Source organism: Streptosporangium sp. NPDC050148 (assembly GCF_055586505.1).
The window spans coordinates 1-13,825 of record NZ_JBVJIA010000050.1; the positions used below are offsets into that span (position 1 = coordinate 1).

Annotated in this window: 13 protein-coding genes and 1 pseudogene; 6 read left to right on the plus strand and 8 right to left on the minus strand. The window is 68.1% G+C overall.

Translation table 11 applies throughout. The features are described from left to right. Positions 1-174: 174 nt before the first annotated feature. The 5 genes from ACZ6RT_RS34790 to ACZ6RT_RS34810 all read right to left on the minus strand — a co-directional run bounded on the left by ACZ6RT_RS34790 (position 175) and on the right by ACZ6RT_RS34810 (position 4,215). Complete coding sequence (locus ACZ6RT_RS34790) at positions 175-549, minus strand: metalloregulator ArsR/SmtB family transcription factor (protein ID WP_470158222.1); 375 nt, start codon at positions 547-549, stop codon at positions 175-177. A 33-nt stretch (positions 550-582) separates the two neighbouring features. After that, entirely contained in the window at positions 583-1,917 is a 1,335-nt protein-coding gene (locus ACZ6RT_RS34795; protein ID WP_470158224.1) for an MFS transporter, read from the minus strand. Next, entirely contained in the window at positions 1,914-2,189 is a 276-nt protein-coding gene (locus ACZ6RT_RS34800; protein ID WP_470158225.1) for a hypothetical protein, read from the minus strand. The genes ACZ6RT_RS34795 and ACZ6RT_RS34800 overlap by 4 nt, the downstream gene beginning before the upstream one ends. Before the next feature lie 48 nt (positions 2,190-2,237). Next, positions 2,238-3,671 carry an FAD-dependent oxidoreductase gene (locus ACZ6RT_RS34805; protein WP_470158227.1) on the minus strand — a complete coding sequence of 478 codons (1,434 nt, stop codon included), beginning with the start codon at positions 3,669-3,671 and terminating at the stop codon, positions 2,238-2,240. Between the two features lie 202 nt (positions 3,672-3,873). After that, a complete protein-coding gene (locus ACZ6RT_RS34810) occupies positions 3,874-4,215 on the minus strand; it encodes an ArsR/SmtB family transcription factor (protein WP_470158228.1) in 342 nt (113 codons plus the stop codon). 57 nt (positions 4,216-4,272) lie between these two features. Here ACZ6RT_RS34810 and ACZ6RT_RS34815 point away from each other — a divergent pair, with 57 nt between their 5' ends. Then, entirely contained in the window at positions 4,273-5,361 is a 1,089-nt protein-coding gene (locus ACZ6RT_RS34815) for a flavin-containing monooxygenase (protein WP_470158230.1), read from the plus strand. Between the two features lie 116 nt (positions 5,362-5,477). Here the strand turns inward: ACZ6RT_RS34815 and ACZ6RT_RS34820 are convergent, their stop codons facing one another. Then, on the minus strand, positions 5,478-5,693 hold the full coding sequence (locus ACZ6RT_RS34820; protein WP_470158232.1) for a rhodanese-like domain-containing protein: 216 nt from the start codon (positions 5,691-5,693) through the stop codon (positions 5,478-5,480). A gap of 497 nt (positions 5,694-6,190) precedes the next feature. On the opposite strand from ACZ6RT_RS34820, the gene ACZ6RT_RS34825 reads away from it, so the two are divergent. Both ACZ6RT_RS34825 and ACZ6RT_RS34830 read left to right on the plus strand, forming a co-directional pair. Then, entirely contained in the window at positions 6,191-6,436 is a 246-nt protein-coding gene (locus ACZ6RT_RS34825; protein ID WP_470158233.1) for a hypothetical protein, read from the plus strand. A gap of 520 nt (positions 6,437-6,956) precedes the next feature. Continuing rightward, positions 6,957-7,910: a C40 family peptidase gene (locus ACZ6RT_RS34830; protein WP_470158235.1), complete on the plus strand. Its 954-nt coding sequence runs from the start codon at positions 6,957-6,959 to the stop codon at positions 7,908-7,910. Positions 7,911-7,934: 24 nt separating this feature from the next. On the opposite strand, the gene ACZ6RT_RS34835 is transcribed toward ACZ6RT_RS34830, so the two are convergent. Continuing rightward, positions 7,935-8,459 carry a hypothetical protein gene (locus ACZ6RT_RS34835; protein ID WP_470158236.1) on the minus strand — a complete coding sequence of 175 codons (525 nt, stop codon included), beginning with the start codon at positions 8,457-8,459 and terminating at the stop codon, positions 7,935-7,937. A gap of 389 nt (positions 8,460-8,848) precedes the next feature. Here ACZ6RT_RS34835 and ACZ6RT_RS34840 point away from each other — a divergent pair, with 389 nt between their 5' ends. From ACZ6RT_RS34840 to ACZ6RT_RS34850, 3 genes and pseudogenes are all read left to right on the plus strand, one after another. Next, the gene (locus ACZ6RT_RS34840) at positions 8,849-9,427 is read left to right on the plus strand and encodes a TetR/AcrR family transcriptional regulator (RefSeq protein ID WP_470158238.1); all 579 of its coding nucleotides are present in this window, start codon (positions 8,849-8,851) and stop codon (positions 9,425-9,427) included. A gap of 1,015 nt (positions 9,428-10,442) precedes the next feature. Then, positions 10,443-11,165, plus strand: a pseudogene (locus tag ACZ6RT_RS34845) (S1 family peptidase); the annotation flags it as partial. A 324-nt stretch (positions 11,166-11,489) separates the two neighbouring features. Then, complete coding sequence (locus tag ACZ6RT_RS34850) at positions 11,490-11,762, plus strand: hypothetical protein (RefSeq protein WP_470158239.1); 273 nt, start codon at positions 11,490-11,492, stop codon at positions 11,760-11,762. A 126-nt stretch (positions 11,763-11,888) separates the two neighbouring features. Here the strand turns inward: ACZ6RT_RS34850 and ACZ6RT_RS34855 are convergent, their stop codons facing one another. After that, the gene (locus ACZ6RT_RS34855; protein ID WP_470158241.1) at positions 11,889-13,418 is read right to left on the minus strand and encodes an ISL3 family transposase; all 1,530 of its coding nucleotides are present in this window, start codon (positions 13,416-13,418) and stop codon (positions 11,889-11,891) included. Between the last annotated feature and the right edge of the window lie 407 nt (positions 13,419-13,825).

Genomic DNA, 13,825 nt, shown 5'->3' on the forward strand with positions numbered 1-13,825 from the left:
ATGGCGAGGTGTACCCCCATCCCCCCCCCGGCTCTTTTTGGATTCCAAAGAGAAAAACTCCCCCCCCTCCCGGGCGAGGGTGCTCCTGAACAGCCTGTACACCCTGCCCGCCGCCGATGACCACGACGTCGACCGAGCGCGAAGTGCCCGTCGACGTCGTGGTCATCGGCGCGGTCATACGCCGGTGAGCTTCAAATCGGCCGTCCCAAGGACGGGCGTGGCCAGCGGCGCGAACAGGGCGCCGAGCCTGTTGACCGCCTCGGGGACGATCCAGTAGTAGATCCAGGTGCCGCGACGCTCGGAGTCGATCAGTCCGGCCGTCCGCAGCACTTTGAGGTGGTGGGAGATGGTGGGGGCGCTCAGGTCGAAGGCGGGGGTCAGGTCGCACACGCACGCCTCGCCGCCCGCGTGCGAGCCGATCATCGACAGCAGGCGCAGCCGGACCGGGTCGGCGACGGCTTTGAGCATCACCGCCAGCTCGGCCGCCTCGCCCTCACCCAGCGGCTCGGCCACGATCGGCGCACAGCAGGCGACGGTGGCGGCGGTCATACACCAACTCCTCTATTTCGACATTTGTCTAAATTATACGCGGTGGTAGGCGACCAGCGCGAACGCGGCGACGGCGCAGGCCACCGCCACGGTCGCCATCACCCACGTGTAGCCGGCCGCCTGGGCCAACGCGACCGCGCCGAGAGGGGCCAGGGCCTTGTCGGCGACGGAGAAGGCAGCGATGCGGCCTGACAGCGAGGCATAAGCACTGCTGCCGTAACGCTGCAACAGCAGATGCGGCAGGGTGATGGAGGCGATGCCGAAGCCGAGCCCGAACCCGAGCACGCACCCGACGGCGCCCGGCACCGTACGCCCGGCCAGCGGGAGCAGCGCGGCGGAGACGCCCTGCAGGGTGAAGATCGCAGCGGCGATGAGAGCGGCGGGCAGGCGGCGTTGCAGGCCGGTGGTGAGCAGGCGGCCGGTCACCGACAACACCCCCAGCAACCCGGCCAGCGTGGCGGCCAGCACCGGTGAGTGCCCCAGGTGGATGAGATAGGTGACGAGCAGGACGGCCATCACCGCCACCGCGCCGCCGCTGGCGGTGAAGGCGACCACCAGCAGCCGGAACGGCCGCGTCCGGGCGGCGGCCCTGACGATGTGGGCTCGCTCTTCGGTGGTGACGGGCCGATGCCCGGCGCGGGCCGGGCGGCGTACGACGAGCGCGTGCAACGGGATCGCCGCCGCTCCGTAGAGTGCGGCCAGGATCACCAGGGCGGTGCGCCAGCCGTGGACGTCGACCAGCAGGCCGGTCAGCGGCAGGAAGATGGTGGAGGCGAATCCGGCGACAACGGTGAGCGCGAGCAGCGCGTTGGCCCTGCCATGGCCATGGCCATGGCCATGACCGTGGTTGTGGGTGGCATCGCGGGCAGAGTCGGAGGCGGGGGAGGGGGCGGGGTTGTCGAACCAGCTGACGATGACGGCGAAGGCGCTTTCGTACAGCACCATCGCCGAGGCGATGCCGATCGCGGCGAAGACCGCATACAGCTGGGGCAGGTTCTCCACCCGCGACCAGGCCAGGACGGCGAGCGTGCCGATGACCGACCCGGCGGTCATCAGGACCCGGCCGCCATGGGCGTCCAGCAGACGGCCGACCAGAGGGGCGCACAGCGCGGTGATCAGGACCGAACCGGTCAGCGCGGCCGCGATCTGGGCGCCGCCGGCGTGCAGGTCGGCCGCCATGGGGATGAGGAAGACCGAGAAGGCGTAGTAGAGCACGCCGTAGCCGATGGTCTGGGTGACGGCCAGGGCGGCGACGATCCGCCACCCCTGGGCCGGACGCGGCCGACCGCCGCCCCCGGGAGCGGGGGCGGCGGCCTCAGTGGCGGCCTCAGTGGTGGCCTCGGTGGCGGGTTCAGCGGTAGAGCTCACCCGCGGGTCCCGGCGCAGCCGATCAGCCGACGCCCATCCGCCGTGGTCGTCCAGCGGCCAGGCGACGGGTCTTCGGCGACGAACCCCTGGACGTGCAGCCGCCAGGCCAAGGTTTCGGCCGTCCGGGCGATCGCCGGCGCGAACGTGGGGTTGCCGCTCGGCCCGCGGGCGGCGACCAGGCGCTCTGCCAGCCGGTGGGTGTCGATCGGCCCGTGCTCGCAGATCAGGCGCAAGACTTCCTTCTGGGCGGCGGTTGGGTATCCCTCAGACATCGTAGGCTCCTTGTCGGTGCGGCTTCGTCGCCGGCCGCCGGCCGGTGTTCAGCCGCAGCAGCCACCACCGTCACCATCACCGTCGCCTCCGACGGTGACCAGCGGGAGCGGGGCGGCCAGCAGGCCGCCGCTGATCCCGGTGGCCAGACCGACCTTGCGATCTTGCGCCTCGACCAGCCCTGAGGAGCACACGCCGGTCTCGGGCAGGTCCAGCTGCACGTCGTGAGCGGCCTCCCAGTCGCCGGCCAGCGCGGCGACGACGGAACGGACCTGCTCATATCCGGTGGCCATCAGGAACGTCGGGGCGCGGCCGTAGCTCTTGACGCCGACCGCGTAGTAGGCGGACTCCGGGTGGGCCAGCTCACGGGCGCCGTGCGCGGGGACGGTGCCGCACGAGTGCTGGTTGGGGTCAATCAGCGGGGCCAGGGCGCGGGTGGAGCCGAGGATCGCGTCCAACTCCAGGCGCAGCTCGGTGGCGATGGAATGGTCGGGCCGGTAGCCGGTGGCGGCCACGATGCGCTCGGCCGTGACCGACTGCTCGGCGCCCGAGGGATCGCGGCTGATCACCGTCACCTGGCCGTCGTTCTCTGTGATCGAGTGGGTGTGGAAGCCGGTGACCAGGGTGATACGGCCCGAATCGACGTGCGCCCGCAGCCGGGTGCCCAGCGCCCCACGCGCCGGAAGGGCATCGGCCTCACCGCCACCGTAGGTGCGGCCGGCGTTGGTGGCGCGGATCGCCCATGTGATGGGAGTGTCCTCCAGTTCGGCCAGGGCCAGCAGCGTGGTGGCCGCCGAGTGGCCCGCCCCGACGACCAGGGTGTGCTTGCCCTGGTAGGTGTCACGGTCGGCGCCCAGCACGTCGGGCAGCGCGTGGTCGATGTGCGCGGCCGCCTCGTGCTCGCCATGGGCGGGCAGGCCGCTCGCGCCCAGCACGCTGGGGGTGGTGTAGGTGCCGGAGGCGTCGATGACCGCCCTGGCCCGCAGCTCTTCACCATCGGACAGCCGCAGCAGGAAGGGGACGTCGTCTCGGCCGGTGCTGCGGACCCGGTCAAAACCCAGGCGGCTGATCGCGGTCACCTTCGCGCCGACGCGGACCTTGTCGCCGAACAGCTTCGCCAGCGGAGCGAGGTAGTCGGTGATCAGCTCGGCACCGGTGGGCAGCCAGTCCGAATCCGGGGCGCTCCAGCCGTCGGCCTCCAGCAGCCGGCGGGCGGCATTGTCGATGTTGTAGCGCCACGGGCTGAAGACCCGCACGTGAGCCCACCGGGCGACCGACGCGCCGACCTGCTGCCCCGCCTCCAGCACCAGGAAGTCCAGGCCGCGCGCCGCCAGGTGCGCGGCGGCGGCCAAGCCGACCGGGCCGGCGCCGATGACCACGATCGGCAGGTCGCCGGGTGCGCCGGGCGTGGCGTGCGCCACGATCTGCTCGATCTCCACAGCGGCGGTGGTGGAAGTGGTGGTGCCGCAGCATCCGTCACTCATGAGGGCCTCTCCTGCCATTCGTGCGACGTGTGATCGCTGGATTTCAGCGGTGGAGCAGGGCGGGGGAGCGCAACCGGCGAAACCGGACGCGCACCACTCCTTCTGTTTAGAAAATCATCTAAGTAGTAAAGAGAGTGCCTCACTGATTAGAGGATTGTCAAATCAGTAGATCGGGCGGCGCGGGTCGACCGGCGAGGGGGGCTCACCCGCAGGTGGTGCCCGGGGTGCAGGTGTCGGGCGGGCAGCAGGCCTGCAGGCTGGTCTGGAGATCGCTCAGCGCCTGGCCGATCCGAGCGGGGTCGGCCCGGTAGTAGACCGTCTTCCACTCCCGCCGGGCGCTCAGCACCCCGCCGTCGCGCAACGTCGCCAGATGGGTGGAGGCGGCCGACTGGGCGAGCGCCATCCGCTCGGCGACCTCGCCCACCGTCAGCTCGATCCCGCCGGCGAACAGCATGAGGATCTGCTGGCGGGTGTCGCTGGCCATCGCCTTGAGGAAGCCGCGCGCGGCCTCGGTCAGCTCGATGTCGGTGCTTCCCGTCTCCATGAGGACGACTCTACCCGTCATATTGTCACTTCTTGATTTGACGATACGATGCGGCGCATGGACACCATCGTCATCGGCGGCGGCCAAGCCGGACTGGCCGCCACCCGAACTCTTCTGGACGCCGGCTTGACTCCGGTGCTCTTGGAGGCAACAGATCAGACCACCGGCTCCTGGAGGCACTACTACGACAGCCTCACCCTGTTCTCACCCGCCCGCTACAGCTCCTTGCCCGGCCTTCCTTTCGGCGGCGACGGCGATCGCTACCCGCACCGCGACGAGGTCGTGGACTACCTGGCCCGCTACGCCCACGATCTCGGCCGCGGGGGCGCCGAGATCCGCACCGGCGCCCGCGTCATCGCCGTCGAAGCCGATACCCATCGCGGTGCCCGAGGCGGTGGCTTCGCCGTGCACCTCGCCGACGGCAGCACACTGAACGCGCCCACCGTGATCGCCGCCAGCGGCTCCTTCAACCGCCCTCACCTGCCCACCCTGCCGGGCCGCGACGACTTCACCGGCCAGATCCTGCACGCCGCCGCCTACACAAACCCCCTGCCCTACGCGGGCCGGCGCGTCGTCGTGGTCGGCGCCGGCAACTCGGCCGTGCAGATCGCCTACGAACTCGCCGAGGCCAACACGGTGACCCTGGCCACCCGCGCACCGATCCGCTTCGTCGACCAGCGCCCCCTGGGCAAGGACCTGCACTTCTGGTTCACCGCCACCGGCTTCGACCGCCTGCCCGCCCGCCTGGTCGCCACCCCGCCCCCCGTCCCCGTCCTGGACCGGGGCACCTACCGCCAGGCGCTGCGCGACGGCCGCCTGGACCGGCGCCCGATGTTCACCCGCCTCGACGGCGATGACGTGGTGTGGGCCGACGGCAGCCGCGAACCCGTCGACGTCGTACTGCTGGCCACCGGATACCAGCCCGACCTCGACTACCTGAACGAGCTCGGCGCCCTGGACGAGACCGGCCACCCCCGCCATGACCGGGGCCTGTTCATCACCCACCCCGGGCTGGGCTTCCTCGGCCTGGAATGGCAGCGCACCCCCGCCTCCAACACCCTGCGCGGCGTGGGCCGCGACGCTCGCCACCTCACCCGCAAACTCACCGCTCACCTCAACACCCGCCGCTCCCGGGCGGGCATATAACGATGGGCGCCTCTCGGTTCTCCGCCGCCGAGAACGCCGTATCGCCTTCAGTGACACATCAGCGCGGTAACCACTGTCAAAAAATCTGACAGTAACCCAGACTCATCGGTCCATTCCTACTGGACCCCCAGCATCACGTGTCCATCGAGCCGGGCGGCGAGCTCCTCGGCGTGCTCCAACGCCATGGCGAGCGGGATGTTGTGATAGCCACCGATGTGCATCGTCTCGAACTCCGCGCGAGTGCGGACGTCGATCACCGTCATGGCGCTGTCGCAGCACAGGTGGTCCAGGAAGGTGGAAGCGTCGATAAGACAGCAAGCGGGAGTGAGCACCTGGTCTCCTCGAAAGACGCCGTATCTCACCCGGTGACCAGTGCTTTACAGGGCGCACGACGATGGCGAGCACGGTCGTCGCCTCAACGTCGAGTGTTCCACCACGCCGTGGTGGTACCAGGACCAGCCCCAGCACGAAAGCAGACATGTTATATGGAACCGGTATCGGCGTCCTGTTGTGAGACGGCTGCGCTCGGCCTGAGCACTTGACAGCATCACCGCGACCCTCGCCCTGCCCGCCATCTTGGGACGGCCTGTCGACCTCACCGCAGCCGGTCTGCCATGAGCGTTCACCCCCTGATGACGTTCGGTAGATTCGTGCTCCTCGGCGACCGGCGGGACCTGCTGAAGCGTCACCGGATCCTCAGTCGCCGGATCGCCCCTGTACGCCAGGGCCTTGCTGATCGCCGACCTTCTCAACCCCCTGGCATGCCGATCGGCCCACCTGCCCCCGCAGAGCCTGGACCGCCGCACTCATCGCGCCGAGGAGGCTCTGTATGATCACCGTGATCTTCTTCAAGGAGGATCCGCAACCAGGCGATCGTGATCTGCGCGGCTGCCACCGGCGTGAACACTACGCTCAGCGTGCCCGTTGGCGCTCTGCCGGCCGGGTTGATAGCGGGACTTCTTCGTCGACGCCTCGATCGGTGTGGTTATTCTCGCCTTCCGACGAGCACTCTGCGCCGATCACCGCGCCGCTTTCAGCCGCAGCTTCGATGTGGGCGGTGCGCTCGGCCCGGTGATGGCCGCAGCCGTCGTCTGCCCCTGACGACGACCGGATCGGCTCCGACCTGTTTTCAGCTACCGCGCTGACCGGTGGCCTCAGCCTCGACGTCACCCGGGGGAGCGAGGCCGATGGTTCTGGCCGCCGATGTGGTCAGAGCACGCCCGGCGTCGACGAACCGGCCGCAGTGAACCCGCGAGGCAACCGGCACGACAGCAGAGGCTCTACTACGGCCGATAGTCATGTTGCTCGACCGATGACCCGTTGCCGCCACAGGAACCGGCAGATGGCAAAGCGCCCGCACGGGCGAAGGAAACACAGGCTGAGCAGGAAGGATGCGACAAGGTGCGGTGCGGGTGGCTTCGCGACCTCACCCGGACGCACGCCAGGATCGTCCCGCGCCGGTTCGGAAATACGGAGTAAACGGTGAATAACCCGTGCCGCTTCTGTAGCATTTCGCCCGACATCGGGACGAGGGAAGGCATCACACAGTGGCCGTTGCGGGCATGCCGGTGCGAGTCAGGCGGATACCTGTGGTGGTGGGAGTTGCACTCGCCGTCTTGTTGTCGCCGCTCGACGGAGCGGGTGCCGAGCCGCAGCCCACCCTGCCCCAGGCCAGGGCGAAACTCGCAAAGCTCAACGACCAGGCCGGTAAGGTCGTCGACCGCTACAACCTGGCCAACGAGCGCTGGAAGAAGGCCAAGAAGCACTACGACGCGCTGAATGAGGCCTACGGCCAGCAGCGTGAATCGGTCGACGCCCTGCGTCGCAGCCTCGTCACCTTGGCCGTCAGCAGCTACCAAAGCGGCGGGATGAGCGGCGGAGCGGAGCTCATCTCCAGCGGAGACCCTCACTCGCTACTGAGCGGCATGGCCGTGTTCAGCCAGATATCGGCCGGGTACGTGCAATCGCTGCGGACGTTCGACACCGCCACCCAAGCCCTTAGAGCCCAGCACGCCAAGGCCAAGGATGCGCTGACCGAAGCGGACAAGGCACGCGACACCCTGGCCGAGGAAAGAACCAAGACCAAGCGCCTGATCGCCGAGCAGACGAAACTGCTGCGCAGGCTGGGTGCCTTCCGGGTCGGCGACCCCACCAGCGTCGGCATCGCCTACACCGGCTCAGCCTCCGGCAATGCGAGGGTCGCCTTGCAGTTCGCCTACGCGCAGATCGGCAAGCCCTACCAGTGGGGCGGGGAAGGACCGGGTTCTTACGACTGTTCGGGCCTGGCGCAAACCGCCTGGCGCAACGCCGGGGTCAGCATCCCCCGCACCACGTGGGAGCAGTGGAGCTGGGGCGCCAGCAGACGGGTACCGCTGGATGTGAACCAGCTACGGCCCGGTGACCTGCTCTTCAGCAAAGGCCTGGGCCACATGGGCATATACGCCGGCAACGGCAAGATGGTGCATGCCCCGCGGACCGGCGACGTCATCAAAGAGGTCGACCTCGACGACTACTGGTGGGGCCGCCTCCTGGGCGCCGTGCGCCCATGACGCTCTTGATGCCACCGCCGGCGGCTACCGGCGCGAACCGCGCGTTGCCCGTGCGACATACGCCCGCCCGTAGCGGGTCATGCCCCGCGGTTTGTACATCGCCAGCATGGTGATCACGAGGAGCACCAGCAGGGCGGCGCCGGCATGGAGTGCGACGGAGGGGGTGCGCAGCACATTCAGGTCGGCAGCGGAGAGCGTCGGTTTCGCCGCCACGCCCGCCAGGTAGGCAAGCGTTTGGGTGTACACCACCAACACGACGGTGGCGAGAACGGTCAGCAGGAGTTTCGCCACCACCCAATAGTGTCGCAACAGGCCCCAGGCGGTGCCGAGGGACTGGACGAGCCCGGTGAGCAGTGAGGCGAAAGCCAGCGGAATGAGGACCAAGCGGCCCATCGCCTCCATCGCCAGATGGGCCGCCCGCACCATCTGAGCATCCCGGCTGCTCAAGCCGACGGCAGCCAGAGCAAGGACGGCGAGGACCGCGCCAAGCCAGCCGATCGAGAAGACGACGTGCGCGGTGAGGGCGAACGTGCGCAGGCGAGGTTTCATGGTCATCGTGGCTGACGGCCCGCCGTGGGGGATGGATGCTCCCCGGTGTCGGAGACGGCAGGTGAGGACACCGCAGCGGCGGGGCCATCGTGGGATGACATGTGGCGGTCTGGGCCGTGCTCGCCGCCGGCACCGGTGAGCAGCAGGGCGGCAAACAACACGATCAAGATGGCGCCGATGATTACTGAAATCTTCACCCAGCGCGGCAGGCCGGGGGTCGGGCTGCGGCCAGGTCCTGCACCGGTGCCGCCAGAGTCGGATGAGTCGCTCATGTGCCCCCCGCTGTCGTGCCTGGTGAAACAGATTGCCGCGACGGTAGCATTTTGCGAGACATTGTGTCTATGTGATAGACGAGATGTCTTGTGGTTGTCGCCGCGTACACTGAGGCGGTGCCGAGATTGTGGAACGAGACGATCGAGACGCACCGCCGCGCCGTGCGCGACGCCACCTTGGACACCACCGCGGCACTGGTGGCCGAGCATGGGCTTGCGTCGGTGACGATGTCGCAGATCGCCGCGCAGACCGGCATCGGACGCGCGACGTTGTACAAGTACTTCTCAGATGTCGAAGCGATCCTGATCGCCTGGCACGAACGCCAGATCAGTGGCCACCTCGAACACCTCGCCGCGGTCCGTGACCGGGCCGGCAGCGCCGGCGAGCGGCTCGAAGCCGTACTCGAGACCTACGCGCTCATCTCTCATGAGCACCACGGCACCGAGCTCGCGGCGCTCCTGCATGGAGGCGAACATGTCGCCCGGGCGCAGCGGCAGCTCAGCGACTTCATCCAAGACCTGCTGGCCGAGGGCGCCAAGGCCGGCGATCTGCGCGACGATGTCGCACCGGACGAGCTCGCGAACTACTGCCTGCACGCCCTTCGGGCAGCGAGCAGTCTGCCGTCTGCGACTGCGGTTCGACGGCTGGTCATGGTGACCTTGACCGGGTTGCGTTCCCCGGCACGTTCCGCCTGACTGTGAGCCGGATGCTCCCCGTCCTTGTCGTCGGCCCGGACGATTGTGGCATCCAAAGCCCGAACACCACTGCGGGAGCTGTTCAGCTCGCCAGGCGTCCGGCATGTCGGCGCTTGGGCACCGGCCCTCCAGCGCCTTTCGCGTCAACCAGCCCACCCGCGCCGGCCTCCCACGGCGCACATGGCCGGCTACCTCGGCTGGCTTCTCGGCCGATCATCAGCAGGGTGGGCGATCACGCTCCAGGAAGGGCGACAGCAGCGCATACGTCGGCTCAGGGCAGTCGCGTCATGCAGGGAGTGCCCGCAGGCCGAAAAGACATGAGGTTCGGCTGATGGCAGTCGTGCGGTGAATCGGCTGAGGAGGTGGACGGGAAAGTAGCGATCCTCGCTTCCCCGCAAGAGCAGGACGGGTATCTGGACGAGGTGAAGATCTCGTTCGGTCTGTCGCCAGTTCACCGACCGCTCGACACGCAGCATGGTCTTCGATCTGGCCGCCGCGCCGGGATCGGACCTCATCGTCTGCACCACGTCCTGCACCAGGTCCTCGGGGATGTGGTGGCGATGCACGAAGGACTTCCTCAGCATGTGGCGCACCGAGCCTATGGAGGTCAGGTGGATGGCGATCTCGCCCAGGATCGAGGAGCCCCGGACCACGCGTAGCGCACGATCCGGCTTCGATGTCCCAGTTATTCAGTCCCGGATCCTTGCGGCTCCTGCGGCACGTGACGGGGGGGCCGCGACGTCGGCCTCGGCCAGGGCGCGGTAGACCGAGGCTGGGGAGGGGTTCTTGCCCGCTTGATCCCGGTCTTGATCGTCAGCTTCCTGGCGATCTCGGAAACCGGCACGCCCTTGTCGCGCAACGCCAGGGTGGAAGGTGAGTATGTCCTCGTCGAAGACCTTCGGCCGGCCGCTGTGGTTGCCCTTGGCCGTCGCGGCCTGGGCAGACGACCACCACCGGCTTCAACCGCCTCCCCCAGGGCGTCTTCGAGGCCTCCGACTTCCCCGGCGACGACTACGCCTGGGTGGCGGTCAACCCCGCCTGGACGACCTCGCCCGCGGTGGCCACCGGCCAGGGCGGCACCGTGCCGGTCGCCGGGGCCAAGGTCGCCATCGAGGGCGCCTCGGTCTGCCGGGCCGGCTCCACCACCGACTGGCACTGCGGCCTCGTCCAGCAGCGCGACGCCAGCATCACCTACCCCCAGGGCACCGTCTTCGGGTCGACCCGCACCACCGTCTGCGCCGAGGCCGGCGATTCCGGCGGGGCGTTCATCTCCGTCGACCAGGCCCAGGGGATCGCCTCGGGCGGCTCGGGCGACTGCAGCCTCGGCGGCGTCACTTACTTCCAGCCCATCTTGGAGGCCTTGTCGGCCTACGGCCTGGAGCTGAGGCCGACCGCGGGCAATCCCCCGCCGCCGAGCACCGGCACCTGCACCGGCTACACCGTCACCTACGACGGGATCCTGAAGACTGAGGAGTCCGCTTACCAACCACGAGGGATCTTCTACACGACCAAGGTCAAGGGAAGCCATGTCGGCTTCCTGGTCAGCCCCGCCGACGCCGACCTCGACCTGTGCCCGCAGAAGCTGTTCGGCGGGGTGACCTGGGAGATCGTCGCCACCGCCGACAGCGTCGGCCCGGATGAGAAGATCACCTACGTCGGCACGCCAGGTCGCTACCGCTACAAGGTGACCGCCACGGGCGGCTCCGGCGCCTACACGTTGGGCTTCAACGCCCCCTGACCCGCCCTTTGGGACACTGCTTCTCAGGCTACGGTTACCTTCAGCGTCACGGCGCGGTGTCTTCCCGTCGTATTTCAGCCGTACCCGCCACTGACAACAAATCGGCGCGACCCACTGACACCCATCGGCTCTGGCTCACTCTCGATGATGTGGTGACGGAGCGTGGATATGGTCACAGGAAGTAGAGGTCTTGAACCGTGACCAGCCGTATTCAGCCAGCGTTGTAGGCGCCGTGGTCGAAGGTGAGATCGTCAGCGAGGTCACCCCGTCCTGAGCCTCAGCCGGCGTCTGCCGCCCACCTGCGTACTGGGGCATGCTGGAACCATGACTGGTGATCAGTTAATCGCTGCTGTCCGCGCATTGATCAACCGATACGATCCCGAAGGCCTGTTGGGCATGGGTGCCCCTGACGACGAATACGACTCCGAAGTGCGTGAACTCACCGCTCTCGTGCGGGGTAGAGAAAAGATCACCGTTGGCGTCGTCGGCTCCGTCTGGAACCGGTGGTTCAACGACGCCTCCGATTGGTGCACCCGGCAGCCTGAGCAGGTTCGTGAGGTCGCGGCTGCGCTGGAGGACCTTCGTGGCCGACGATAGCGTTCAGGCCTTCCCTGATAGCAGGCGCCTTGCTGGAAAGCGTCACGGCGATCGGTGACGCCCGACCTCACTGACACAACCGGCTCGGACCCACTCTTGAGGGTCGGACGACAGAGCGTGATGGGGTCAGCGGTGGCGAAGTACACGGATTCGGAGCAAGTCGAAGTTGGCGCGACCGAACATCTGACGCTTTAGGAATTTGATCTTGTTGACGATGCCCTCGACCGCGCCGCTGCTGTAGGGCAGTGTCAGCCCGGCGGCCACCGCGGCATGGTCGCGACGTAGGCCAGTAGCAAAGGCGGCCAGCTGGGGCGAGTTTCCTGCCGCGACCGTGGCGATCCAGTCGTCGAGCAAGTGACCGTTGCGGCCGGTCATCATCGCGGCGAAGCCGCGGACGTGTTCAGCGGCGGCGTCGAGTTCGCAACAGCGGGTCAGGATCTGTTTCAGCTGGACGTGGTCGTCGGCGTCCAGGCGATCGGGATGGGTCATGATCCAGCCGGTGATGCGGCGAGGACTGGGCGGTGGACAAGGTTCGGGTCGTACTTTCCGGCGTCCGCGCAGCGGAGTCAGCCAGCCCTGGACGGCGCGCAGGCCACCTTCCCATCCCTGGGCCTGCAGTTCTTGGTGAAGCTGGACGGCATTGGTGCAGCCCTCGTTCCAGCGTCGGGTTAGGTAGGGCTTGAACTCGTCCAGTTTGCTGGAGCGGTTAAGGGTGGGGGCCAGTAGTTCGTCGATGCTTTCGGCGGTGGCGAACTTGCGGGCGGTGCGAAAGGCCAGGCCGAGTTCACGGCTGATCGCGTTCAGCGATGCTCCGCCTTGTCGAAGTTCCTGCACTTTGGCGTATCGTTCCTGGATCCGCGCCACCAGCAGCCGCTCATTGCCGTGGGCGTCCAGCGTCTTGGGCCGCTCGACGAGTTCGGCCCCGTCGTCGGTCTCACCTTCGACCCCGGGGCCTGCTTCGAAGACTTCCTGTAGGCAGGACCGGTGAGCGCGGATCGTTTTCTCCAGCGCCTGAGCAAGGTTCTGCCACAGGTGGAAGCGATCAGCGACCTGGGTGGCCTCGGGAGCCCCTTGCCGGGCGCCGTCAGCGTAGGCGCCGGCCCGGTCCCGGCAGATCACTTTCACCCCGGGATGGTCCTTCAGCCAGGCGGCCAGGTCGCCGGCGGCGCGGCCGTCCAACAGATCGATCGGGCGATGGGTGTCCATGTCCACCAGGACGGTGCCGTAGGAATTTCCTCGGCGTTTGGCGAAGTCGTCGACGCCCAGAACCACGATCTTCCCGGCCACTGGGTCGGGCAACGCCCGCAGCATCCGCAGCAACGTGGAGCGACTCACCGGCATCCCCATCAAGGTCGCCAGGCGGGCCCCGGCCCGCCCAGCCAACGCGACCGCGATCGAGGTGAGCAGATCGTGCAACGCGCCGGTGCGACGGGCGTGCCGCCGCGTCAGCCCATCGGCCTGCTCGGCGAAGATTTTCTGCTCACAGGACGGCTCGCCGCAGAAGAACCGACGCACCTCCAACTCGACCAGAACCTGCCGTCGACCCGCCGCCAGGTCCCCCAGCATCCGCCGGTAGCGGCTGTGCACCCGGATCGAGGGGCGGCCACAGCGCGGGCATGCGGCTTCGGCCGCTACGGTCCGCGCCGTGATCAGCAAAGTGTCACCTTGGTCCTCGACTCCCCGGACATGCATGTCCTTGAGCGCGGGACAAAACAGATGGAGGCAGCAGGCATCGTCGCCTGCCGGGGGAGGTAGCACAATTGACTCCACGGCCGCTCGTTGGTGATCGGGTTCTCGACAAACCAGATCGTTGACGAGCGGCCGCTTGCGCGTGCGGCCCGTTACGAAATCGCGAGCAACGACGGCATGAGCCCAGCACTCTCTGAACTCACCCTGAGTTACCGATCACCAAAAGTGGGCCAGAGCCGCTTGTTGTCAGTGGATGCGCGGGATTGTTACCTGCTGGCCGCCCATGGCTCCGCCTGGCAAAGGTATACCGCGCGGGTCGGCCGCTTCGTGCCCGGTCTGGGCCGTCTGCCCGGACCGGGCGCCACCGCACGGAC

Excerpts from the sequence above, each read along its gene's own strand:
- ACZ6RT_RS34790 (WP_470158222.1), bottom strand. The coding sequence starts at position 549 with ATGACCGCCGCCACCGTCGCCTGCTGTGCGCCGATCGTGGCCGAGCCG.
- ACZ6RT_RS34800 (WP_470158225.1), bottom strand. The coding sequence starts at position 2,189 with ATGTCTGAGGGATACCCAACCGCCGCCCAGAAGGAAGTCTTGCGCCTG.
- ACZ6RT_RS34805 (WP_470158227.1), bottom strand. The coding sequence starts at position 3,671 with ATGAGTGACGGATGCTGCGGCACCACCACTTCCACCACCGCCGCTGTG.
- ACZ6RT_RS34810 (WP_470158228.1), bottom strand. The coding sequence starts at position 4,215 with ATGGAGACGGGAAGCACCGACATCGAGCTGACCGAGGCCGCGCGCGGC.
- ACZ6RT_RS34815 (WP_470158230.1), top strand. The coding sequence starts at position 4,273 with ATGGACACCATCGTCATCGGCGGCGGCCAAGCCGGACTGGCCGCCACC.
- ACZ6RT_RS34825 (WP_470158233.1), top strand. The coding sequence starts at position 6,191 with ATGATCACCGTGATCTTCTTCAAGGAGGATCCGCAACCAGGCGATCGT.
- ACZ6RT_RS34835 (WP_470158236.1), bottom strand. The coding sequence starts at position 8,459 with ATGAAACCTCGCCTGCGCACGTTCGCCCTCACCGCGCACGTCGTCTTC.
- ACZ6RT_RS34850 (WP_470158239.1), top strand. The coding sequence starts at position 11,490 with ATGACTGGTGATCAGTTAATCGCTGCTGTCCGCGCATTGATCAACCGA.